The organism is Pseudomonas peli, assembly GCF_900099645.1.
GTDB lineage: Bacteria > Pseudomonadota > Gammaproteobacteria > Pseudomonadales > Pseudomonadaceae > Aquipseudomonas > Aquipseudomonas peli.
On record NZ_FMTL01000004.1, the window covers coordinates 118,138 to 140,185 of the forward strand.

Genomic DNA, 22,048 nt, shown 5'->3' on the forward strand with positions numbered 1-22,048 from the left:
AAGTAATAAGCGCGGCAAGCAAATGCGGCCGCAGCAAAGGCAACTCAAGCCAGAACGGGGGATGCGCGGGGATTGGCCGAAGGCCAGAGGTAGCGGACAGGTCGCGGGGTGAAGAAGAAGGTCAGCAGTGGCGCGCGGCTAGGGGCCAGCAAACCCAGCAGGCCAAAGAGCGCCGCCAGGATGATCGCGCTGAAGGTGGAACTCAGGGAACAGCCGGAGCCGGTGGCGGGATTGGGCGCAACAACGCCGGAGCCATCCAGATCCGCGCCCGCACCGAAGTTGCCTTCGAAGGAGCAGTACTGGCTGCTCAGCCCGCTGAGCTGCAGGCCGGCCATCTGCCCGTGACCAATACTGCAGGCGAACGCGCTGAACAGAACGCTGAAATACAGCATCCAGGCCAGTAAGCGACGGTCAGTACGGGTCAATTTCATGGGGCGCGACTCTAGCATTGCTCTGGGGCGCATGTGACGCAGCCGCACTGCGATGGATTGCCGCAGCGCGCTGGCGGCAATCTTAGTTCGGCCAAGGCGCATCCGCCAACAACTCTGCGCAGCGTGCTTGCACGAATTCACGCAGCAACAACACCGGCTTACTCAGTTGTGCACGGTGCGCGCAGATCAGGTTGAGCGGTGTCGGCTCGCCGCGCAGCTCAGGTAGCAGCACCTGAAGCCGCCCGGTACGCACGTCGCCAGCCACATCCAGCCAGGATTTGTACACCAGCCCGGCGCCACTCACCGCCCAGCGCCGCACCACGTCGGCGTCGTCACTGACCCGGTCACCCTTGACGCTGATGCCCTGCTCGCGCTTGCCATCGCTGAAGCGCCAGCGGTCATGCAGGCGCCCGCCGAGCATATAGAGCAGGCAGTTGTGCCCCGCCAACGCTTCCACCGATTGCGGCACACCATGCTTGTGCAGGTACTGCGGCGCAGCGCATAACACGCGCCGATTCAGTGCAGCCACTGGCAGGGCAACCAGGCTGGAATCCTCCGGTGCCCCATAGCGAAGGGCAATATCCACCGGCTCGCGAAACAGATCGGCCACGCGATCACCGAGCAGCAGGCGCAACTGCACCTGCGGGTGCGCCTGCTGAAATGCATCCAGCCAAGGCAGCAAGGTGTTACGGCCAAAGTCCGAGGGTGCGGACAGCTGCAGCGGCCCACTGATTCCAACCTTGCTACCGGCCAGTTGCTGCCGGCCGTCGTCCAGACTCTGCAAGGCCAGGCGCGCGTGACCGAGAAACAGCTCGCCCTCGGGCGTCAGCCGCAGGCTGCGGGTGGAGCGGCTAAACAGACGCACCTGCAGTTGCTGCTCCAGGCGTTTAAGCCCGGCACTGGCCACCGCCGGAGAAATATCCAGCCGCCGCGCTGCCGCCGAAAGATTGCCCAGATCGGCGGTAGAGACGAACAACTGCAAATCATCAAAACGCAGCATGGCGATTCATTATCAAAAAAATATTGAAAGAGACTCTAGTAGCTGACGGTTTTTCTCGTCAATCAAATAACCGAGCATGGCCACATCTTGAACCGGAGCCCAGTCATGTCGAGCCCACTCACCCTGATCGCCACTATCACCGCACGCCCCGGCCATGCCGAGGCAGTTGAAGCCGGTCTGCGCCAGCTGGTGCCGCCCAGCCAGGCCGAAGCCGGTTGCCTGCAATACAACCTGCACCGCCATGAGGAGCAGGCCAACCGCTTCATCATGGTTGAGCAATGGCTGGACGCCGCCGCCCTCAGCGCGCACCAGCAAACCGCGCATTTTCTGCACTTCGGCGAAACCTGCGGCAGCCTGCTGGAACAGGTCGACCATCAATTAATGCACCGCATTCTCTAAGGAGCACCTTCATGAAAGCTGTCGCCTATTACCAATCGCTGCCCGCCGACCACGCCGACGCCCTGCAGGATGTCGAACTGCCTGCGCCCACGCCCGGCCCGCGCGATCTGCTGGTCGAGGTCAAGGCCATTTCGGTCAACCCGGTGGACACCAAGATCCGCCGCAACGTCGCTCCAACAGACGGCGCTGCCAAGGTGCTGGGCTGGGATGCCAGCGGTATCGTCAAGGCGGTGGGCAGCGAAGTCAGCCTGTTCCAGCCCGGCGACCGGGTGTATTACGCCGGGGCGATCAACCGCGCCGGGGCCAACAGCGAGCTGCATGTGGTGGACGAGCGCATCGTCGGGCGTATGCCCAAGAGCCTGCCGTTTGCCGAAGCAGCCGCCCTGCCGCTGACCGCAATCACCGCCTGGGAATTGCTGTTCGAGCGCCTGCAAATCACCCAGGGCAACACTGACCAGGGCCAGAGCCTGCTGATCGTCGGCGCCGCCGGTGGCGTCGGTTCGATTCTGGTGCAGCTGGCCCGTCAACTTACCGGCCTGACCGTGATCGGCACAGCATCTCGCCCGGAAACCCAAGCCTGGGTCCGCAAGCTGGGCGCGCACCATGTGATCGACCATCGCCAGCCGCTGAGCGAGGAGTTGAAACGCATCGGTATCAATCAGGTCACCCACGTCGCCAGCCTGACCCAGACCGATCAGCACTTCGCGCAACTGGTCGAAGCGCTCGCCCCACAGGGCCGCCTGGCGCTGATCGACGACCCGGAGCAAGCGCTGGGCATCATGCAGCTCAAGCGCAAAAGCCTGTCGCTGCACTGGGAGCTGATGTTTACCCGCTCGCTATTCGAAACGGCGGACATGATCGAACAGCATCGCCTGCTGGATCGGGTTGCCGAACTGGTGGATGCCGGCACCCTGCACACCACCCTCGGCGAGCACTTCGGTAGTATCAACGCTGCCAACCTGCGCCGCGCTCACGCTCTGCTGGAGAGCGGCACGGCCAAGGGCAAGATCGTTCTCGAAGGGTTCTAACAGATCCAAAGCGAGCCCGGCGCGCACATCGCGAGCCGGGCAGCTTTTTTACCGCGCGCCCTGCATTCGACTAGGGGCCGACTAGACTCATTGCATTGTCTTCGCCCGTTCACTTTTTCGACCTATCTAGCCATTGGCGGTAAGGGATGCGACCCGATCTTCAAGGCCCACTGCGCCTGGCTGGCGTATATATCCTGTTCAGCGCCCTGTGGATTTTCGGCAGCGACTACCTGCTGCACGCATGGGTCATGGACAGCGAACGGGTAGCCGAGCTGCAAACCGGCAAAGGCCTGCTGTTTATTCTGCTCAGCAGCGGGCTGATCTTCCTGCTCAGCCGACGTGACCGGCAGGCGCAACGCCAACTACTTGAAAAACTCACCCACAACAGCCGCGTGCTGCAGCAGGCCCAACGCAACGCCGGGCTCGGCAGCTGGGAGTACCGCGACGGTTTCCACTGGAGCGAGGAAGCCCTGAGCCTGTTCGGCCGCAATCTCGACAACCAGCAAGGCAGCGTCGAACAGCTGCTGAGTTGGTTGCACCCCGCCGAACGCTCTGCCGTACAACGCGCCCTGCACGCCTTGCTGGAGGGTCGCAGCGCCATGACAGTGAGCGCCCGTCTGCTGCAATCGCAGCCGCAGCAAACCACCTGGCTGATGTTGCGCGGGGAAGTCGACGAGTACGGGCGCATCCTCGGTACAGTGCAAAATATCAGCACGCAGAAACGCGACGAGAGCGCCCTGCGCGAGAGCGAGCAGCGCTTTCGCCAGCTGTTCGAGCAAACCCCACGGATTGCCGTGCAAGGCTACGACCGCGAACGCCGGGTGATCTACTGGAACCAGGCCAGCACCCAGCTCTACGGCTATGCCGTGCATGAGGCCATAGGTCGCCGCTTGGAGGAGTTGATCGTGCCGCTGCCGGCGCGCAGCAAGGTGGCCAGCGCAATCAACCTGTGGCAGGTCGGTGGCCCACCAATTCCCGCCGCTGAGGTGCAATTACAACGCAAAGACGGCAGCCTGGTCTGGGTCTACTCCAGCCACCTGATGCTACGCAACAGCCTCGATCAGCTGGAGCTGTACTGCGTCGATATCGACCTCACCGAACAGAAGAAAATGGACAGCGAGCTGCAAGTCAGCGAGAGCCGCTACCGTTCGCTGGTCGAGCACTTGGGGGATGCGATTTTTATCACCGATGCCGACGACAAACTGAGCTTCCTCAACCCGGCCTGGGCGCAGATCAGCGGTTACCCGATCCACGAAAGCCTGGGCAGCCCACTGCAACGCTTTATGCCGGAACTGGGCCAAGGCACCTTGCGCCAACGCCTGGAAGAACTGCGCAGCGGCAAGCTGAACAGCCTGCGCCTGGAGTGCCAATTGCTCACCCACAAGGGTGAAGCTCGGCAGGTTGAATTGCAGCTGAATCTGAGCAAGCTCGAACACACGCTACACGGCAGCCTGCACGACGTGCATGAGCGCTATCAGACGCAACACCTGCAGCAGGCCCGGAATGCGGTACTCGACGAACTGCTGGGGCTGCACCCACTGTGCAACATTCTCAGCGGCATCACCCGGCGCCTGGAAAGCCTGCAACCGCAGATGCGCGTGTCGATCATGCTCCTCGACGAGCATCAGCGCCTGCGTATAGGTGCCGCACCGAGTTTGCCGGACGCCTATTGCCAAGCCATCGAGGGCGTTGAAGCCGCGATGGAAGTGGGTTCATGCGGGCATGCGGCCGCGAGTGGCGAGTTGGTGATCGCCGAAGACCTCAGCCAGCACCCCTATTGGCGCGATTACCAACACGTTGCCCTGGCTGCTGGTCTGCACGCCTGCTGGTCACTGCCATTCAAAGATGACAATGGTCAGGTGCTGGGTACCTTTGGCATCTACTACCCGCAACCAACCCGACCCAGCGCAGCCGATATCGCCCTGGTTACTGAGTTCACTCGCCTGGCGGGGCTCGCCGTGCAGTTCAGTGCCACGCGGGTGAGTTGATCTGCCCGAAGGCAGGTCAGCGGTGATTGATTTGTTACAGGTCAATGAAAGTTCATACCGAGCAACTAGACTGGCTTCTCCGAAAACCTAATTACCACCGCTCGCGCTGTAGCTAGGCAATGCCTGGGCGTTAACAGCCACCGAGGGTTCATAACGGGTTCTTACAGAGGAGGCTCGGCGATGAATGTCATGATCCAACCGGTCAAAACGGCCGCAGGTCCCGGCTGGCAAGTCTGCTTAGGTAAGCAGAGTGTGACCTTTCGCAGTGAAAGTGAAGCACGCCAGTTTGTCAGCACCCTGCAAGCACGCCTCAGTGCGCCACATGAATTGCCTGTGGCGCATCGGCGGGCGGCCAGCTGAGCCTAAGCGCGGTCCACACCACGCTCGACCCAACGGGTAAAGAGGGAAAAACTCACGGCCAAGACCCCGCAGCTGAATATCACCACGGCAATCGGCCTGGCACTGCCGTCATGCAACACGCCAACCATGGCGGCGGCACTGGCGGCGATCACGAATTGCAGGCTACCCAGCAGCGCTGACGCACTGCCGGCATGGCTACCCTGCCCCGCCATGGCGCAGGCCGAGGCGTTGGGCAGAAGAATGCCCAAGCTGGCAATGCAGCCGAACAAGGGAATCAGCAGCGGCCACAAGGCTTGTGGCTTGGCCAGTGCCACCAGTAGCAGCGCCAGACCACAAGCCAGGTAGAACCACACGGTCTTGCCTAGCCAGTACGCCGGTCCGTGCCGCGCCACCAACCAGGCGTTCAGCTGCGCGACCAGAATAAAGCCAAGGGCGTTGCTGCCGAACAGCCAGCCGTAATGCTCGGCGGGGATGCCATACAGCTCGATAAATACGAATGGCGAGCCGGCGATATAAGAAAACATCCCGGCGATCGCACAGCCGCCGGTCAACGCGTACCCCATAAACGGCAAGTCAGCGAACAGCCGCCTGTATTCCCCCAACGCGCCACGCAAAGGCGCAGGCGGTGCGTCTTTGGCCAGGGTTTCCGGCAACCACCTTGCCACTGCCAATAGGCAGATAAAGCTGAACAGCGTCAGGCAGATAAAAATCGACGGCCAACCCAGTGTACTGAGCAGCAACCCACCGCCAAGCGGCGCGAGAATCGGCGCCAGGCCCATCACCAGCATCAGCTGGGAAAACACCTTGGCCGAGCTGATCGGATCACACAGGTCGCGCACCACCGCCCGCGATACCACCATCCCGGCGCAACCGCCCAGGGCCTGTACAAAGCGTGCAGTAATGAGCCATTCCAGGCTGGGCGCCAGGGCACAGGCCAATGATGCCAGGCTGAACAGCATGACGCCGACCAGCAGAGGTTTACGCCGACCAAAGCGGTCTGCCAGTGGGCCGTAGGCCAGTTGACCGATGGCCAAGCCGGCAAAGTAGGCTGCCAACGACAGCTGCACGTGCTCCACGTCCGTGGCAAATGCACGTGCCAAGGTTGGGAAGCTCGGCAGGTAAAAATCGATAGCCAACGGGCCAAAAGCGCTTAATGCACCGAGAACCAACAAAAGACGTAACGGCATGGGTGTCCAGACAAGAAGTGGTAACAGAGGCAGGCTCAGCGCATATGGCCTGCTCGGAGAGAACCCAGGAAAGCAAAAAAGGCGCCGGTTGACTTGCGCTGTGCGCTGCAAGTCAACCTACGCCCCACGTTAAAGCCAGAACATCAAACGGAGGTGTCGGCTTTTTTCCGGCCCTTGCCAACCTTCTCTGCCAACGATTCCACCAACAGGTAGAACATCGGAATCAGGAAGATCGCCAGGAAGGTTGCCGCCATCATCCCGCCGATTACCCCGGTGCCGATCGAGTGACGACTCGCTGAGCCTGCGCCCGAGCTGATCGCCAACGGCACAACACCGAGAATGAAGGCCAGCGAAGTCATGATGATCGGACGGAACCGCAGGCGCGAGGCCTCCAGTGCCGACTCAAAGATGCCCATGCCCTGATGCCGGCAGAGCACGGCGAACTCGACGATCAGAATGGCGTTCTTCGCCGCCAAGCCGATTAGGGTGACCAGGCCAACTTGGAAGTACAGGTCGTTCTCGATGCCGCGCAGCCACACCGCGAGAATCGCCCCGAACACCGCAAACGGCACCGCCGTAACCACGGCCAGCGGCAGGGTCCAGCGTTCATACTGGGCAGCGAGGATCAGGAACACCATGATCAGGCCGAAGATAAAGGCACTGCTGCCCGAACCTTGCGATGCCACTTCCTGGAAAGCCGAGCCGGTCCAACCGATGCTGTAATCGCTACCGAGCACCTCATCCGCCACTTGCTGAATCGCGCTGAGCGCCTGACCGGAGCTGTAGCCAGGTGCAGGCCCGCCAAGGATCTTCGCCGCGGGGTAGACGTTGAAGCGTGCATAGGTATCCGGGCCGAGAATCCGCTCAACCTTGACCAGGCTGGCCAGCGATACCAGCTCGCCACTGCCCGCGCGCACATAGACCTGGGACAAATCTTCCGGCTTGCTGCGGAACTCCGCTTCGGCCTGCAGGCTGACTTGGAAGGTACGGCCATACAGGCTGAAATCGTTGACGTAGTAGCTGCCAAAGGTCGCTTGCATGGCGGTGAATACATCATTCACTGCCACACCCAGGGCGCGCGCCTTGGTCCGGTCCAGATCGATAAAGTATTGCGGCACGTTGGCGCTGAAGGTGCTCTGCACCCCTGCCAGCTCAGGACGCTTCGCGGCAGCGGCGAGGAAGGCCTGAACCTTGGCCGCCAGTTCGGCGGTTGTGCCGCCACTGCGGTCCTGAATAAAGCCTTCAAAACCGCCAGTGGTGCTCATACCGGTGATCGGTGGCGGGTTGAAGCTGAGTACCACGCCGTCCTTCTGCGCGGCGCCCATACCCATGAATTCACCGGTCAGGTTGCGCGCGTCCAATTCAGGCGTGGTGCGCTCACTCCAGTCTTTCAGCGGCACGAAGGACACCCCTGCGTTGCTGCGGGTGCCGAAGGTCAGCACGTCGAAGCCGGCAAAGGTCACCACATCCTGCACCGCTGGGTGCGCCATCAACTGCTGGGTCACGTCACCGGTGAGTTTCTCGGTGCGAGTCAGCGACGCGGCAGGCGGCAGGAAGTAGGCGTTGATCACATAGCCCTGATCTTCATTGGGCACCAGGGAGCTGGGCACCCGGTTGAACAGCAGCACCATCACCGTGATCATCGCGCCGAACAGCAACAACCCGACCGCCGAACGCTTGAGGAAGAAACGCACACCGGCGGTGTAGCCATTGGTCAGTTTGTCGAAGACCCGGTTGAAGGCGCGGAACGGCGCCGCCGGCTCGTGGTGCCCGGGCTTGAGCAGCAAGGCGCAGAGTGCCGGGCTCAGGGTCAGGGCGACGATGCCGGAGATCACCACCGACACGGCAATGGTGATGGCGAACTGTTTATACATCTCCCCGGCCAGGCCGCCGAGGAAGCCCACTGGCACGAATACCGCGCAGAGCACCAGGACGATGGCAATGATCGGCCCGGTTACTTCTTCCATAGCCTTGATGGTCGCTTCACGCGGGCCGATCTTGTCGGTGGCCATTACCCGCTCGACGTTTTCGATCACCACAATGGCGTCGTCCACCACGATACCGATGGCCAGCACCATGCCGAACAGGGTCAGCAGGTTGATCGAGAAACCGAGCATGTACATGCCGGCGAAAGTACCGACCAGCGAAACGGGAATTGCCAGCACCGGGATCAGCGTGGCGCGCCAGTTCTGCAGGAAGATAAAAACGACCAGTACAACCAGGATCAAGGCTTCGAAGAAGGTCTTGATCACTTCATCAATCGATACCTGAACGAACTTGGTGGTGTCGTACGGCACCTTATAGGTCATACCGCTGGGGAAGTTCTTCGACAGACGGTCGAGCGTCTTGCTCACCGCCTCGGCAGTGTCCAGAGCATTCGCGCCAGGCTGCAGGTACACACCGAAAGCAGCGTTCTGCTGGCCGTTGAGCGAGGTCATCAGCGAGTAGTCCTGGGCACCCAGCTCGATCCGTGCAACGTCCTTGAGCAGCAGGCTGGCACCGGTGTCATCGGTGCGCAGGATGACGTTCTCAAACTCTTTCGGGTCGGTGAACCGGCCCTGGGTGGTCACCGTGTAGGTGAAATCCTGCTTCTGCTTGAGCGGCTGCTGGCCGAAGCTGCCGGCGGCGAACTGCGAGTTTTGCTCACGGATCGAGTTGACCACATCGGTCGGCGTCAGGTTGTACTGCGCCAGCTTGTCCGGACGCAGCCAGATGCGCATGGAATAGTCTTTCGAGCCGAACTGGCTGACATCACCCACGCCCGGCAGACGCTTGAGTTCGTCGATCACGTTGATCAGCGCATAGTTGCTGATATACACCGGGTCGCGCGAACCATCCGGCGAGTACAGGGTGACCACCTGAAGAATGTCCGAAGACTTCTTCTGCACCTTGACGCCCTGCCGGCGCACTTCTTCCGGTAGCTTGGCCAGTGCAGCCTGCACCCGATTGTTAACGTCGATAGTGGCCTGATCCGGGTCGCGGCCCACCTCGAAGTACACCGATAGGCTCATGGCGTTGCCGCCGGAGTTGGACTGCTGGTAGATCATCCCCTCCACGCCGTTGATCGACTGCTCCAGCGGCGCGGCCACCGTTTCAGCAATCACTTGGGCGCTGGCACCGGCGTAGCTGGCGCTGACCGACACCTGCGGTGGCAGGATCTGTGGATACTGGGCGATCGGCAACGAGCGCATGGCCATCAGGCCCGCCAGCACGATGATGATCGAGATGACCGCGGAAAATACCGGACGGTCGATAAAGAAGCGTGAGATCACCGGGTACGCTCCTTAGGATTGGTTGGTGGCAGGGGCAACAACTTTGACAGGGCTGTCTGGACGCACTTTCGGCAGACCTTCGACAATCACCCGATCGCCAGCGCTGATACCGGACACAATCACCCAGCGGCCTTTAGCCGTATGCCCGGTGGTGACCTGACGCTTGCGCGCAACACCGCCATCGTCCACCACATAGACAAATGTTCCGCCTGGGCCCTGGGCAATCGCTCGCTCTGGCAGGGTCATGGCATTGGGAATGCTCAGGCCTTTGACCTGCACCCGGACGAACTGGCCTGGCAACAGAGTCTGATCAGGGTTCGGCACCACAGCGCGAGCGCTGACGGTGCCGGTGCCGCGATCCACCAGGCTATCGGTGAAGTCCACCTTGCCCTCCAGTGGGTAAACACTGCCATCACCCAGTTTGATCTGCACACTCATTTTGCCGTCTTCGGGCAACACCAGGCTGCCGTTTTGCAGCCCACTGCGCACACTTTCCACATCGGAATCGGGGGCGGCAAAGTTGACGTAAATCGGGTCCAGTTGGGTGATATTGCTCAGCAGGCTGGCACTCGGATCGCCGGCCACCATCAGGCTGCCTTCGGACACGGTTTCCTTACTGGTGATACCGGAGATCGGCGCTTTTACCGTGGTGTAGTCGAGGTCGATCTGCTTGGACTGCACCTCGGCCTCGGCGGCCTGGATATTCGCCTTGCTCTGCTCGAAATTGGAGATGGCATTGTCCAGTTCACTTTCGCTGGCAAAGCCCTTTTTCTGCAGTTCGCGGATGCGTTTGAGGTCACGCTCGGTCTGCCGATAGCGCGCCTGCTCTTGCGCCAACGCACCCTTGGCACGGCTCAGGGCGGCCTGGTAGGTGCGCGGATCGATGCGGAACATCACCTGGCCTTTCTTGACTTGGCTACCTTCCAGGTAGGTACGCTCCTGCAGAATGCCGCTGACCTGAGCCCGCACCTGCACTTCGCGGAAGCCGGCAGTGCGCGCGGAATATTCAAGCTCCAGCGGCAAGGCCTCGGCCTTCACGGTTTCGACCACCACCTCGGGCGCTGGCGCAGCGTCGGCAGCAAACAACGGGGCGGCCCAAAAAACCAACAGCAAGGAACCGGCAGTGACCGGCAGGCGACGGGGAAAAAGCATGGATGTCTCCGAATAAACGCAAGGTGCAACGTTTGAGACCGGCAATGCTAGTTACATACACGAGTGTTTGTAAATAGAACATTACCCATAAGTTCATTACACTTTGTCCTGAGCCTAGCCAGAAATACGCCTACTGCCATGCGTCGAACCAAAGAAGAAGCCGAGAAAACCCGTTGCGCCATCCTTGAGGCCGCCGAAACGCTGTTTTTGGAAAAAGGTGTGGCGCACACCAGCCTGGAGCACATCGCCCGGCATGCAGGGGTAACGCGCGGCGCGGTGTATTGGCACTTTGCCAACAAGGCGGATCTGTTCAACGCCATGCTCGGCCAAGTCCGTCTGCCACCCGAGCAATTGGCCGAGCGATTGCGCGGCTGCCCGGCCCATGACCCGCTCATGACCCTGCGAGAGCTGTGTATCGAGGCCATCGAAAACCTGGCGCGCGATCAACAAAAACGCCGCATTTTCACGATTTTGCTGCGCCGATGTGAGTTCACCGAAGAGCTGCGCGAGGCCGAAGAACGCCACGAAGCCTTTATCAACCTGTTTATCGCGCTCTGCGAACAGCAGTTCAGTGCACCGTCTGTCGCATCACGGCTGCACGCTGGGTTGAGTCCGCGCCTTGCAGCGAGGGCTGTGCACGCGCTGATTGTCGGTTTATTCCACGATTGGTTACGCGACCCCAATCTGTTCGATCCGCTCAACGATGCTGCGCCGATGATCGATGCCTGCTTTCGTGGGCTGATCCGCGATTGGCCAGACGCAACTGTGCTTACGCCAGGCTAACCCCGTAGCCCTGTTCAACGATGGCCACCATCAACTGATCCACCGGCATGCTGCTGCTCACCCGCACCTCACCGCCGGGAAATTTCACTTTCACATCCGCCGCCGGATCACAGGCCAACAGCGCCTCGGTGATGGTTTTGACGCAATGTTGGCAAGTCATGCCATCAACCCGGAATGCGTGAACTTGAGACACTTGCATAAACAACCTCCTGAATTAATAAACCGCATGATAAACGGTTAGCTGAGTGTTGCCCTTGCCATAAGCGTAAGGTCAAGGGATATAACGGCTTGACCTTACCCACATGGCAAGGTTGATCCTGTGCTGGAACTCAATAGAGGACCACCCATGTCCAGCCTCACTACCTTCAACCTGCCCATCAGCGGTATGACCTGCACCAGCTGCGCCGGGCGGGTCGAGCGCGCCCTGGCCAAGGTGGCGGATGTCGCCAGCGTCAGCATCAACTTGGCCAGTGAACAGGCCCGCGTCGAAGCGCCCGCTGACAGCCTGGAACAGTTGGTTAATGCCGTTAGCGCAGCCGGCTATCAAGTACCCAGCGAGCGTCTGGAGCTGGCTCTTTCCGGCATGACCTGCGCCAGCTGTGCGGGCCGTATCGAACGCGCCCTGGCGCAGCAACCTGGCGTGCTCTCGGTCAGCGTCAACCTGGCCAGCGAGCGGGCGCAGCTGCAGGTGCTGCGTGGCACCGATCACAACGCTTTGCTGCAGGCCGTCAGCCAGGCCGGCTACCGCGCCAGCGTGCTGGACAATGCAACCCAGGCCCAACCAACGGCTGAACGGCATCTGCAGCGCGAGCGCTGGGCCCTGCTGCTGGTCATTGTGTTGACCGTACCGCTGATCATCCCCATGCTCGTCGAACCCTTCGGCCTGCACTGGATGCTACCGGCCTGGCTGCAATTCGCCCTGGCCACACCGGTGCAATTTATCTTCGGTGCGCGCTTCTACCGCGCGGCCTGGAGCGCCCTGCGCGCCCGTGCCGGGAATATGGATCAGCTGGTGGCCATCGGCACCAGCGCCGCCTATGGCCTGAGCCTGTATCAGTGGGCGGTAAGTCCGGCCGGCAGCATGCCGCATCTGTATTTCGAAGCCTCGGCGGTGATCATCACGCTGATCCTGCTCGGCAAATTCCTGGAAAGCCGCGCCAAACGTCAGACCAGCAGCGCCATCCGCGCCCTGCAGGCTTTGCGCCCGGAACGCGCCTTGCGCCTGCGCGATGGCACCGAACAGTGGGTGGCGTTGGGTGAGCTGCAACTGGGTGACGCCATCGTGGTCAAGCCCGGTGAACGCTTCCCGGTCGATGGCCTGGTTCGCGAAGGCCAAAGTCATGCCGACGAAGCCCTGATCAGCGGCGAAAGCCTGCCACAACCCAAACAGCCGGGTGATAGCGTCACGGCAGGGGCAATCAACGGCGAATGCCGCCTGCTGGTGGAAACCACCGCCCTCGGCGCGGAAACCGTGCTGTCACGGATTATTCGCCTGGTCGAAGATGCACAGGCAGCGAAAGCGCCGATCCAGAAGCTGGTGGATAAAGTCAGCCAGGTCTTCGTGCCCAGCGTGCTGCTGATCGCTCTGGCCACCCTGCTCGGCTGGCTGTTCTACGGTGCAGGTATCGAAACCGCGCTGCTCAATGCCGTGGCCGTACTGGTCATCGCCTGCCCCTGCGCCCTCGGCCTGGCCACACCCACCGCGATCATGGCCGGCACCGGCGTGGCGGCTCGCCACGGCATTCTGATTAAGGACGCCGAATCCCTAGAAATCGCCCATTCGGTGACCCTGGTGGCCTTCGACAAGACCGGCACCCTGACCTCCGGCGCGCCGCGTATCGCCCACCTGCGTGCAGTAGACAGCGACACGACCCAGCTGCTGCAACTGGCCGGCGCCCTTCAGCGCGGCAGCGAACATCCGCTGGCCAAGGCGGTATTGGATCAGTGCACAGAACAACAACTGAGCCTCGCCGACGTCAGCAACAGCAAGGCGCTGGCCGGGCGCGGTATCGCCGGGCAGATCGGCGGGCGGCAACTGGCCCTGGGCAACAAACGCCTGCTGGAAGAACACTTCCTGCACCACGATGAACTGGCCGCCGACGCCCTGGCCTGGGAGGCCGAAGGCCGCACCCTGTCCTGGCTGCTGGAATTGGCGCCGCAACCGCAGGTGCTCGGTCTGTTTGCCTTTGGCGACACGCTCAAGCCAGGCGCAGCCGAGGCCATCGCCGCGCTGACCGCTCAAGGCATTGCCAGCCATCTGATCAGCGGCGACAACCCCGGCAGCGTCAAGGCGGTGGCCGACGTCCTGGGCATCAGCGCCGCGCATGCCGAAGTGCTGCCGGCGGACAAAGCGGCGATCATCAGTGAGCTGAAAAAACACGCGGTGGTGGCCATGGTCGGCGACGGCATCAACGATGCGCCAGCATTGGCTGCCGCCGATGTCGGTATCGCCATGGGCAGCGGTACCGATGTGGCCATGCACGCCGCCGGCATCACCCTGATGCGCGGCGACCCGCGCCTTGTGGCCGATGCGCTGGATATCAGCCGGCGCACCTACAACAAGATCCGCCAGAACCTGTTCTGGGCCTTCGCCTACAACCTGGTCGGCATTCCGCTGGCGGCCGCCGGCCTGCTTAACCCGATGCTCGCTGGCGCAGCCATGGCGTTGTCCAGCGTCAGTGTGGTGAGCAATGCCTTGCTGCTGAAAACCTGGAAACCCAAGGAACACGAATAAGCCGCCGACAGGAGAAAACCCATGAATATCGGCCAAGCTGCCAAGAAAACCGGCCTTAGCGCCAAGATGATTCGCTACTACGAAAGCATCGATCTGCTACCTGAGGCCGGCCGCACCGACAGCGGTTACCGTCAGTACAGCCAGCAGGACCTGCATCGCCTGGCGTTTATCAAACGCTCTCGCGATCTGGGCTTTTCCCTGGCCGAAGTCAGCCAGTTACTGGCCCTGTGGCAGGACCGCCAACGCGCCAGTGCCGATGTGAAAGCCCTGGCCGCTACCCATATCGCCGAACTGGAACGCAAAATTAGCGAACTCAGCGGCCTGCGCAACACCCTCAAGGAGTTGATGGACAACTGCCAGGGCAACGACCGCCCGGACTGCCCGATTCTCAAGGATCTGGAGTCCGGCTGTTGTCATTGAAGGCCTAGAGCCTGTTTACGATCTCGCGAGCTAGAGCCAGACAAGGCAAAAACAGCCGAGGAGGCGGAGTTTACGAGCTGTAAATGAGCATTCCGAGGCTGTTTTTAACGCCGGATGGCCGACGCGCAGCAGATCGTAAACAGGCTCTTAGATCGCCTGCTGCAAGGCCCGGCAATCTACCGCGAAATGATCGGCTAACTCCGGCCAGGGGTTTTCCGCCAGGTTGACCAGCACGCTGCGCGCGCCGGCAGCGCGGGCACACTCCAGGTCAAAGCGGTAGTCACCCACCATCACCAGCTCGCTCGGTGCAACCTGCCAGGTGCGAGCGAAATGCAGCAGGCCACCCGGATCAGGCTTGGGCGGCGCCTCGTCACGGCCAATCACGTCCGGCACGGCAAAGCAGTCGTCCAGACCGATGGCGCGCAGGGTCAGCAGCGCCAGTTCATGGGCGTTGCGGGTGAGAATGCCAAGCCGGCAACCACGCCCACGCAGCTCGCGCACCAGCTCAATCGCCCCGGGGGCTGGCTGCGAAGCCAAAGCCAGTTCACGCTCATGCTCCAGCAGCCAGGCATGTTTGGCGGCTGCCACCGCCTCAGGCAACGACGCCAGATAGCCAAGAATGTCTTCAGCGAGCGGAATATCCAACGCTCGCTTGATGGCCTCGAAATCGTGCACCGCCAGGGTTAGGGTACCGTCCATATCGAACACCCAATGGCGTGCAGCGCTCAGGCTCATTTCCAATCCTCACGGATTCGGGTAAGCCCTTCCTGGGCAACCGAGGCAACCAACTGGCCCTGGCGGTTGAAGATGCTGCCACGGGAGAAGCCACGGGCGTTGCCGGCCCAGGGGCTGTCCATGCTGTAGAGCAGCCAGTCGTCCATACGCAGGTTGCCGTGAAACCACAGCGAGTGGTCGAGGCTGGCGACCTGCATGAACTTCTGCCACACCGACACGCCATGCGGCAGCATCGAGGTGGTCAGCAGGTTGAAGTCGCTGGCGTAACCCAACAGGTACTTGTGCAGCTGAGGGTCATCCGGCAGTTCCCCAGCCGCACGGAACCACACATGCTTGACCGGCTCGCTGGGTTTGGGTGCAAACGGGTTGCTCAGGGTTACCGGACGGATCTCGATCGGTTTGTCGCTTACCGCGCGCTCACGCATGCGCTCCGGCAAGGCATCCACCACCAGGCGCGCCAGTTCTGTTTCCGATTTGAGGCCTTCAGGCCCCGGCACGTCCGGCATGCTGTTCTGGTGATGAAAGCCCTCTTCATCAAACTGAAACGACGCACTGCAGGTAAAGATTGGCTTGCCCTTCTGGATCGCCGTCACCCGCCGCGTGCTGAAACTGCCGCCATCGCGTACGCGCTCAACCTGATACACCACCGGCAACGTGGCATCGCCGGGACGCAGGAAGTAGCCGTGCATGGAATGCACATGGCGCGCGGCCTCGACCGTCTGACTGGCCGCCGATACACATTGACCGAGCACCTGGCCACCATACAGCTGGCGAAAGCCGAGGTCCTGGCTGACGCCGCGGAACAAATTCTCTTCGATGGTTTCCAGGGTCAGCAGGGCGACCAACTCATTCAACACCTGACTCATGCATGCTCTCCTGTTAACGCATCTGGCTGGGGGCGAGATGGTAAAGACTTTGCCAACGCTTGTCGGCCCGACTGAAAGATGGATGTGGACAATAATGGCAGCATTCTAGCCAATCGAGCGCGGAGCTTGAGCGCAAGCAGAGCCTGCCGCCATACTTTGGCCACTTCCGCCCGAGCCCGCCCCCATGCGCCTGCCGCTGGTCTATCACGACGACTACAGCCCGCCCTTCCCGGCCAACCACCGCTTCCCCATGGAGAAGTTTCGCCTGCTGCGCGATCACCTGGTGGAAAGCGGCCTGAACACCGATGCCGAACTGCTGCGCCCTGAACTGTGCCCCACCGATGTACTCGCCCTGGCCCACTGTCCGGCTTATATCCAGCGTTTCGCCAGCGGCGAACTGGCATATGAAGAACAACGCCGCCTCGGTCTGCCCTGGAGTGCCGCCCTGGCGCAGCGCACCATTCGCGCCGTGGGTGGCTCGCTGCTGGCGGCGGAGCAAGCGCTGCAACACGGTCTAGCCTGCCACCTGGCCGGCGGCACCCACCATGCGCATTACGACCATCCGGCCGGTTTCTGCATCTTCAATGACCTGGCAGTGATCAGCCAGTACCTGCTGGCCAGCGGCAAGGCCCAGCGCGTGCTGATCTTCGACTGCGACGTGCATCAAGGCGATGGCACCGCGCGCCTGCTGGAGAACACCCCGGAAGCGATCACCGTGTCGCTGCACTGCGAAAAGAACTACCCGGCGCGCAAAGCCGCCAGCGACTGGGACATTCCCTTGCCCAACGGTATGGGCGACGCCGAGTATCTTAAGGTGGTGGATGACACCCTCAACTACCTGCTACCGCTGTATCAGCCAGATATCGTGTTGTATGACGCCGGCGTTGACGTGCACCAGCACGATGCCCTCGGCTACCTCAACCTGACGGACGCGGGCATTGCCGCCCGTGACGAAGCCGTGCTTAACCACTGCCTGAGCCGTGGCATTCCGGTGGTCGGCCTGATCGGCGGCGGCTACGACAAGGACCGCATGGCCCTGGCCCGCCGCCACGGGATTCTGCATCACTGCGCAGCCAAGGTCTGGCAAATGCGTGGGCTGGGATAAAAGCGCCATAGGCGCTGTCACATCGCGCATCTTCACGACCAAGGAATTCGCCCAGCATGTACGCCAAACTCAATACCTTGCCGGCCCTGCTGGCCTTACTCGCACTCGGCAGCGCCGCCCACGCCGACGACATACTGCAGACGCGGGTAGACGCCACCATTCGCCCAGTAATGGCGGAACACGATATTGCCGGCATGGCCGTGGCGATCACCCATAACGGCCAGGCGCACTACTTCAACTACGGCGTGGCGCGCCTGGACGACCCGCAGCCGGTGAGCAGCGACACCCTTTTTGAAATCGGCTCGCTGAGCAAACCACTTACCGCCACCCTCGCCGCCCTTGCCCAGGCCACCGGCAAGCTGACCCTAACCGACAGCGCCGGCCAGCACTGGCCCGAGCTGCAAGGCAGCCAGCTGGAACACGCCAGCTTGCTCAACCTCGGCACCTACACCGCCGGCGGGCTGCCGCTGCAGTTCCCTGACAACGTGACCGACCCGGCCAGCATGCTCGACTACTACCGCCAGTGGCAGCCTGAATACGCGGCGGGTACACACCGGCGCTATTCCAACCCCAGCATAGGCCTGCTCGGCATGCTCGCCGCCAAGAGCATGGGCAAGCCGTTCCCCACCTTGATGGAGGGCACGCTGTTCCCCGCGCTCGGCATGTCGCACAGCTATATCCAGGTGCCGACAGCCCAGCTGCCGCGCTATGCCTTCGGCTACAGCAAGGACAACCAGCCGCTGCGCGTCACACCGGGCATGCTCGACGCCGAAGCCTACGGGGTGAAAACCACGGCCCGGGACATGCTGCGCTTTGTCCAGGCCAACCTGAATCCTGCCGGCCTGAATAAAGACCTGCAGCGCGCCATCGCCATGACCCACACCGGTTATTACCGCGTCGGCGAGATGACCCAGGGCCTCGGCTGGGAGCGTTACCCCTACCCGATCAGCCTGGAGCGCCTGCAGGCCGGCAACTCCCCGGCCATGGCCCTGGAATCGCAACCCGCTACACGTCTCGCACCACCGGAAAGTGAGCCAAGCGACACCCTGTTCAATAAAACCGGCTCAACCGGCGGCTTCGGCGCCTACGCGGTGTTTGTCCCCAGTCAGAACCTCGGCCTGGTCATGCTGGCCAACAAGAACTACCCCAACGCAGCCAGAATCAAAGCGGCCCACGCCATACTGAACGCCTTGGATAAAAACGCCGCCCAATACTGAAAAGGAATAGCCTCATGGATGATTCGTTTGCCCTGAACCAAGCCAACTGGAACGAGCGCGCCGCCTTGCATGCGGCGTCGCCCGATTACCAAGTTCAGCTGTTTATCGCCTCGCCCGCGCATTTATCCGAAGTCGTGCGCTTTGATCTGCCGCGCCTCGGCGATATCAGCGGCCTGCGCGCGGTGCACCTGCAGTGCCATATAGGCACCGACACCCTGTCGCTGGCCCGCCTGGGTGCGCAGATGAGCGGCCTGGATTTCTCTGCAGCCTCGTTGGAGCAAGCCAGCAAACTGGCAAGCAGCTGCGGTGAGTCGATCGAGTTTGTCGAAGCCTCTGTGTACGACGCGGCCAAGGCGCTCGGCGCGCACTCGTTTGACCTGGTTTATACGGGCATCGGCGCGCTGAACTGGCTACCGCAGATCGATGACTGGGCGCGCAATGTCGCCGCCCTACTCAAGCCCGGCGGACGGTTGTTTCTGCGTGAAGCCCACCCCGTGCTGATGGCGCTCGACGAAAACTGCGAGGACACCCTGCAGATTGCCCACCCCTACTTCGAACACAGCCAACCAACCGTCTGGGATTACGAGCACACCTACGTAGAAACCGACACCCTGCTGACCGCCACCACCACCCACGAATGGAACCACGGCCTGGGCGAAATCATCACCGCGCTGCTGCGCCACGGCATGCGCCTGACGGCCTTGGAAGAGCACACCAGCCTGCCCTGGGAAGCCCTGCCGGGCCAGATGAGCCTGGGCGAGGATGGTGAATGGCGGCTGGATAACCAGCCGGAAAGGCTGCCGTTGAGCTACACACTACAGGCGGTCAAGGTCGGCTAACCTGCAGGTGGACAACAGCGACTGTCCACCTGCAACGCCCAATTACCCCGCCAGCACCTTATCCAGCGCCTGCTCAAGGGTCGCCACGGTGCGCTCGATATTACCCAGCTTATCCAGCCCAAACAGGCCCAGGCGGAAGGTCTGGAAGTCTGCTGGCTCATCGCACTGCAGCGGCACTCCCGCTGCAATCTGCAGGCCCTGGGCGGCGAATTTGCTGCCGTTCTTGATGCTCGCGTCGGTGGTGTAGCACACCACCACCCCGGGGGCCTCGAAGCCTTCGGCGGCCACGCTTTTAAAGCCTTTGCTGGCCAGTAATGCGCGCACGCGATCACCGAGCTCCTGCTGCTGGCTGCGCACGGTGGCAAAGCCAATGGCTTCGGCCTCGCGCATGGCATCGCGAAAACGCGCCAGGGCATCGCTGGGCATGGTGGCGTGGTAGGCGTGGCCGCCCTGCTCGTAGGCCTGCATGATCTGCAACCACTTCTTAAGGTCGCAGGCAAAGCTGGTGCTTTGAGTGGCCTCGACGCGGGCTTGGGCGGCTTCACTGAGCATCACCAGGGCGCAGCAGGGCGAGGCGCTCCAGCCTTTTTGCGGGGCGCTGATCAGCACATCGATACCGCAGGCCTGCATATCCACCCAGAGGGTGCCGGAGGCGATGCAATCGAGCACAAACAGGCCGCCGACCGCATGCACAGCATCCGCCACGGCGCGCAGATAGCCGTCCGGCAGGATCATCCCGGACGAGGTTTCCACGTGCGGGGCAAATACCACCTGGGGCTTTTCAGCTGCGATCACCGCCAGCACATCGACCAGCCGTGGCGGCATGAATGCGGCCTGACTGCCCTCGGCAACCGGACGCGCCTTGAGCACAATCGATTCCGAGGGGATCTGGCCCATCTCGAAAATCTGCGTCCAGCGGTAGCTGAACCAGCCATTGCGCAGCACCAGGCACTTCTGCCCGGTGGCCAGCTGACGCGCTACAGCCTCCATGCCATAGGTGCCGCTACCGGGCACGATGGCCACGGCATGGGCGTTGTAGACCTGCTTCAGGGTGCTGGAAATATCCGTCATCACGCCCTGAAACGACTGCGACATATGGTTGAGGGAGCGGTCGGTGTAAACCACCGAGTATTCGATCAGACCGTCGGGGTCGATGCTGGGGTAGAGGTCAGACATAAGGGGCTCCAGTCAGAAAAGTCTCCCGCGACCCTGCCCGAAGCCGGCGCAAATGACAAGGTCGCGGCAGGCTCGGTTAGAATGCACGCCCGTAATTCCCACCTGATATCGCCATGACCGACAGCCACCCAGCATTTGCCCCTCGCGTTGCCATTATCGGCGGCGGCCCTGCCGGGCTGATGGCGGCCGAAGTGCTGGCCCAGGGTGGTGTGCAGGTCGATCTTTACGACGGCATGCCTTCGGTGGGACGCAAGTTCCTCCTGGCCGGGGTCGGTGGAATGAATATCACCCATTCCGAAGCCAAGCCGGCCTTTGTCGCTCGCTATGGCATGCGCCAGGCTGAAGTGGCCGAGCTGCTAGATGCGCTCGATGCCGACGCCTTGCGCGCCTGGATTCACGACCTGGGTATCGACACCTTTGTCGGCACCTCAGGCAGGGTATTCCCCACCGATATGAAAGCCGCACCGCTGCTGCGTGCCTGGCTCAAGCGTCTGCGTGAACTGGGTGTGCAGATCCACACCCGCCATCGCTGGCTGGGCTGGAATAGCGAGGGAGCACTGCGGATTGCCTCGCCCGCTGGCGAACAGACCGTGACCGCCGACGCCACACTGCTGGCCCTGGGTGGGGCCAGTTGGGCACGACTGGGCTCAGACGGCGCATGGGTCAGCCTGCTGCAGGCGCGCGGCGTGAGCATCGCGCCCTTGCAAGCAAGCAACTGCGGCTTCGATGTCAGCGCCTGGAGCCTGTTTCTGCGGGACAAGTTCGCCGGCGCGCCACTCAAGAACGTCAGCCTTAACCTGGCCAGCGAAACGCCGCGTCTGGGTGAATTTGTGCTGACCGCAAGCGGTATCGAAGGCAGCCTGGTCTACGCCCTGTCGGCGGATATTCGCGAGACGATCAACCAGCACGGCAGTGCCACAGTGCACCTCGACCTGCTGCCGCAAACGCCGCTGGCTAAATTGCAGGCAGCCCTGAGCAAACCGCGCGGCTCGCAGTCCATGGCTAAACACCTGCATCGCCAGGCGGGGATCGACGGGGTCAAAGCTGCTCTGCTGCGCGAACTGGCCAACGCTGCAGCCTTCAATGATCCCGTACTGCTGGCCAATGCAATCAAGGCCCTGCCGATCACCCTGGTGCGTCCGCGGCCATTGGATGAAGCCATCAGCACAGCCGGCGGCGTGCCGTTCGAGCAACTGGACGAGCAGCTGATGCTCAAGGCGCTGCCTGGCACCTTCTGCGCCGGGGAAATGCTTGACTGGGAAGCGCCCACCGGCGGCTACCTGCTGACCGCCTGCTTTGCCAGCGGCCGCAGCGCCGCCCAAGGCATGCTCAACTGGCTGCCGCACACCAGATAAG

20 protein-coding genes are annotated in these 22,048 nt (G+C 62.1%); 11 read left to right on the forward strand and 9 right to left on the reverse strand.

Features of this window, described 5'->3' with window-relative positions; translation table 11 throughout:
• Positions 1-44: 44 nt before the first annotated feature.
• Together BLO50_RS17705 and BLO50_RS17710 are read right to left on the reverse strand one after the other, a co-directional pair.
• Positions 45-431 carry a DUF2946 domain-containing protein gene (locus tag BLO50_RS17705; RefSeq protein WP_090255415.1) on the reverse strand — a complete coding sequence of 129 codons (387 nt, stop codon included), beginning with the start codon at positions 429-431 and terminating at the stop codon, positions 45-47.
• Between the two features lie 82 nt (positions 432-513).
• The gene (locus BLO50_RS17710; protein ID WP_090255417.1) at positions 514-1,431 is read right to left on the reverse strand and encodes a LysR family transcriptional regulator; all 918 of its coding nucleotides are present in this window, start codon (positions 1,429-1,431) and stop codon (positions 514-516) included.
• Between the two features lie 105 nt (positions 1,432-1,536).
• Here BLO50_RS17710 and BLO50_RS17715 point away from each other — a divergent pair, with 105 nt between their 5' ends.
• The 4 genes from BLO50_RS17715 (at position 1,537) to BLO50_RS17730 (ending at position 5,206) form a co-directional block, all read left to right on the forward strand.
• Entirely contained in the window at positions 1,537-1,830 is a 294-nt protein-coding gene (locus tag BLO50_RS17715; protein ID WP_090255419.1) for a putative quinol monooxygenase, read from the forward strand.
• A gap of 11 nt (positions 1,831-1,841) precedes the next feature.
• Positions 1,842-2,858: a zinc-binding alcohol dehydrogenase family protein gene (locus BLO50_RS17720; RefSeq protein WP_090255420.1), complete on the forward strand. Its 1,017-nt coding sequence runs from the start codon at positions 1,842-1,844 to the stop codon at positions 2,856-2,858.
• 146 nt (positions 2,859-3,004) lie between these two features.
• Positions 3,005-4,846, forward strand: coding sequence for a PAS domain S-box protein (locus BLO50_RS17725; RefSeq protein WP_090255422.1), 1,842 nt, complete (start codon positions 3,005-3,007; stop codon positions 4,844-4,846).
• A 180-nt stretch (positions 4,847-5,026) separates the two neighbouring features.
• Positions 5,027-5,206, forward strand: coding sequence for a hypothetical protein (locus BLO50_RS17730; RefSeq protein WP_090255424.1), 180 nt, complete (start codon positions 5,027-5,029; stop codon positions 5,204-5,206).
• 2 nt (positions 5,207-5,208) lie between these two features.
• Here BLO50_RS17730 and BLO50_RS17735 read toward each other — a convergent pair whose 3' ends face one another.
• The 3 genes from BLO50_RS17735 to BLO50_RS17745 form a co-directional block, all read right to left on the reverse strand.
• Positions 5,209-6,393 carry a multidrug effflux MFS transporter gene (locus tag BLO50_RS17735; RefSeq protein ID WP_090255426.1) on the reverse strand — a complete coding sequence of 395 codons (1,185 nt, stop codon included), beginning with the start codon at positions 6,391-6,393 and terminating at the stop codon, positions 5,209-5,211.
• 143 nt (positions 6,394-6,536) lie between these two features.
• Positions 6,537-9,665: an efflux RND transporter permease subunit gene (locus tag BLO50_RS17740; protein ID WP_090255428.1), complete on the reverse strand. Its 3,129-nt coding sequence runs from the start codon at positions 9,663-9,665 to the stop codon at positions 6,537-6,539.
• A 12-nt stretch (positions 9,666-9,677) separates the two neighbouring features.
• Positions 9,678-10,817, reverse strand: a complete 1,140-nt coding sequence (locus BLO50_RS17745; RefSeq protein WP_090255429.1) for an efflux RND transporter periplasmic adaptor subunit — start codon at positions 10,815-10,817, stop codon at positions 9,678-9,680.
• Positions 10,818-10,955: 138 nt separating this feature from the next.
• Between BLO50_RS17745 and BLO50_RS17750 the strand changes: the two genes are divergently transcribed.
• Positions 10,956-11,600: a TetR family transcriptional regulator gene (locus BLO50_RS17750; RefSeq protein WP_090255431.1), complete on the forward strand. Its 645-nt coding sequence runs from the start codon at positions 10,956-10,958 to the stop codon at positions 11,598-11,600.
• On the opposite strand, the gene BLO50_RS17755 is transcribed toward BLO50_RS17750, so the two are convergent.
• Positions 11,587-11,799, reverse strand: coding sequence for a heavy-metal-associated domain-containing protein (locus BLO50_RS17755; protein ID WP_090255433.1), 213 nt, complete (start codon positions 11,797-11,799; stop codon positions 11,587-11,589). The two genes, BLO50_RS17750 and BLO50_RS17755, sit on opposite strands and share 14 nt — an antisense overlap.
• 147 nt (positions 11,800-11,946) lie before the next feature.
• Here BLO50_RS17755 and BLO50_RS17760 point away from each other — a divergent pair, with 147 nt between their 5' ends.
• Entirely contained in the window at positions 11,947-14,334 is a 2,388-nt protein-coding gene (locus BLO50_RS17760) for a heavy metal translocating P-type ATPase (protein WP_090255436.1), read from the forward strand.
• A 21-nt stretch (positions 14,335-14,355) separates the two neighbouring features.
• Complete coding sequence (gene cueR / locus BLO50_RS17765) at positions 14,356-14,754, forward strand: Cu(I)-responsive transcriptional regulator (RefSeq protein WP_090255437.1); 399 nt, start codon at positions 14,356-14,358, stop codon at positions 14,752-14,754.
• A gap of 147 nt (positions 14,755-14,901) precedes the next feature.
• On the opposite strand, the gene BLO50_RS17770 is transcribed toward cueR, so the two are convergent.
• Together BLO50_RS17770 and tesB are read right to left on the reverse strand one after the other, a co-directional pair.
• Positions 14,902-15,489, reverse strand: coding sequence for an HAD family hydrolase (locus tag BLO50_RS17770; protein WP_090255439.1), 588 nt, complete (start codon positions 15,487-15,489; stop codon positions 14,902-14,904).
• Positions 15,486-16,355: an acyl-CoA thioesterase II gene (tesB, locus tag BLO50_RS17775; RefSeq protein ID WP_090255441.1), complete on the reverse strand. Its 870-nt coding sequence runs from the start codon at positions 16,353-16,355 to the stop codon at positions 15,486-15,488. The genes BLO50_RS17770 and tesB overlap by 4 nt, the downstream gene beginning before the upstream one ends.
• 184 nt (positions 16,356-16,539) lie before the next feature.
• On the opposite strand from tesB, the gene BLO50_RS17780 reads away from it, so the two are divergent.
• Genes BLO50_RS17780 through BLO50_RS17790 form a run of 3 tightly spaced genes read left to right on the forward strand, consistent with a single transcriptional unit; the run spans position 16,540 to position 19,516 of the window.
• Positions 16,540-17,460, forward strand: a complete 921-nt coding sequence (locus BLO50_RS17780; RefSeq protein WP_090255443.1) for a histone deacetylase family protein — start codon at positions 16,540-16,542, stop codon at positions 17,458-17,460.
• Between the two features lie 56 nt (positions 17,461-17,516).
• Positions 17,517-18,677 carry a class C beta-lactamase gene (gene ampC / locus BLO50_RS17785; RefSeq protein WP_090255445.1) on the forward strand — a complete coding sequence of 387 codons (1,161 nt, stop codon included), beginning with the start codon at positions 17,517-17,519 and terminating at the stop codon, positions 18,675-18,677.
• A gap of 14 nt (positions 18,678-18,691) precedes the next feature.
• A complete protein-coding gene (locus BLO50_RS17790; RefSeq protein ID WP_090255447.1) occupies positions 18,692-19,516 on the forward strand; it encodes a class I SAM-dependent methyltransferase in 825 nt (274 codons plus the stop codon).
• A gap of 42 nt (positions 19,517-19,558) precedes the next feature.
• Here BLO50_RS17790 and BLO50_RS17795 read toward each other — a convergent pair whose 3' ends face one another.
• Positions 19,559-20,692, reverse strand: coding sequence for an aminotransferase class V-fold PLP-dependent enzyme (locus tag BLO50_RS17795; protein ID WP_090255449.1), 1,134 nt, complete (start codon positions 20,690-20,692; stop codon positions 19,559-19,561).
• Between the two features lie 113 nt (positions 20,693-20,805).
• Here BLO50_RS17795 and BLO50_RS17800 point away from each other — a divergent pair, with 113 nt between their 5' ends.
• A complete protein-coding gene (locus BLO50_RS17800; RefSeq protein ID WP_090255451.1) occupies positions 20,806-22,047 on the forward strand; it encodes a TIGR03862 family flavoprotein in 1,242 nt (413 codons plus the stop codon).
• Position 22,048 lies beyond the last annotated feature (1 nt).

What these genes read in the sequence shown, in the direction of transcription:
- BLO50_RS17705 (WP_090255415.1), bottom strand. Translation starts at nt 431, where the DNA reads ATGAAATTGACCCGTACTGACCGTCGCTTACTGGCCTGGATGCTGTAT.
- BLO50_RS17710 (WP_090255417.1), bottom strand. Translation starts at nt 1,431, where the DNA reads ATGCTGCGTTTTGATGATTTGCAGTTGTTCGTCTCTACCGCCGATCTG.
- BLO50_RS17715 (WP_090255419.1), top strand. Translation starts at nt 1,537, where the DNA reads ATGTCGAGCCCACTCACCCTGATCGCCACTATCACCGCACGCCCCGGC.
- BLO50_RS17720 (WP_090255420.1), top strand. Translation starts at nt 1,842, where the DNA reads ATGAAAGCTGTCGCCTATTACCAATCGCTGCCCGCCGACCACGCCGAC.
- BLO50_RS17725 (WP_090255422.1), top strand. Translation starts at nt 3,005, where the DNA reads ATGCGACCCGATCTTCAAGGCCCACTGCGCCTGGCTGGCGTATATATC.
- BLO50_RS17730 (WP_090255424.1), top strand. Translation starts at nt 5,027, where the DNA reads ATGAATGTCATGATCCAACCGGTCAAAACGGCCGCAGGTCCCGGCTGG.
- BLO50_RS17735 (WP_090255426.1), bottom strand. Translation starts at nt 6,393, where the DNA reads ATGCCGTTACGTCTTTTGTTGGTTCTCGGTGCATTAAGCGCTTTTGGC.
- BLO50_RS17745 (WP_090255429.1), bottom strand. Translation starts at nt 10,817, where the DNA reads ATGCTTTTTCCCCGTCGCCTGCCGGTCACTGCCGGTTCCTTGCTGTTG.
- BLO50_RS17750 (WP_090255431.1), top strand. Translation starts at nt 10,956, where the DNA reads ATGCGTCGAACCAAAGAAGAAGCCGAGAAAACCCGTTGCGCCATCCTT.
- BLO50_RS17755 (WP_090255433.1), bottom strand. Translation starts at nt 11,799, where the DNA reads ATGCAAGTGTCTCAAGTTCACGCATTCCGGGTTGATGGCATGACTTGC.
- BLO50_RS17760 (WP_090255436.1), top strand. Translation starts at nt 11,947, where the DNA reads ATGTCCAGCCTCACTACCTTCAACCTGCCCATCAGCGGTATGACCTGC.
- cueR (WP_090255437.1), top strand. Translation starts at nt 14,356, where the DNA reads ATGAATATCGGCCAAGCTGCCAAGAAAACCGGCCTTAGCGCCAAGATG.
- BLO50_RS17770 (WP_090255439.1), bottom strand. Translation starts at nt 15,489, where the DNA reads ATGAGCCTGAGCGCTGCACGCCATTGGGTGTTCGATATGGACGGTACC.
- tesB (WP_090255441.1), bottom strand. Translation starts at nt 16,355, where the DNA reads ATGAGTCAGGTGTTGAATGAGTTGGTCGCCCTGCTGACCCTGGAAACC.
- BLO50_RS17780 (WP_090255443.1), top strand. Translation starts at nt 16,540, where the DNA reads ATGCGCCTGCCGCTGGTCTATCACGACGACTACAGCCCGCCCTTCCCG.
- ampC (WP_090255445.1), top strand. Translation starts at nt 17,517, where the DNA reads ATGTACGCCAAACTCAATACCTTGCCGGCCCTGCTGGCCTTACTCGCA.
- BLO50_RS17790 (WP_090255447.1), top strand. Translation starts at nt 18,692, where the DNA reads ATGGATGATTCGTTTGCCCTGAACCAAGCCAACTGGAACGAGCGCGCC.
- BLO50_RS17795 (WP_090255449.1), bottom strand. Translation starts at nt 20,692, where the DNA reads ATGTCTGACCTCTACCCCAGCATCGACCCCGACGGTCTGATCGAATAC.
- BLO50_RS17800 (WP_090255451.1), top strand. Translation starts at nt 20,806, where the DNA reads ATGACCGACAGCCACCCAGCATTTGCCCCTCGCGTTGCCATTATCGGC.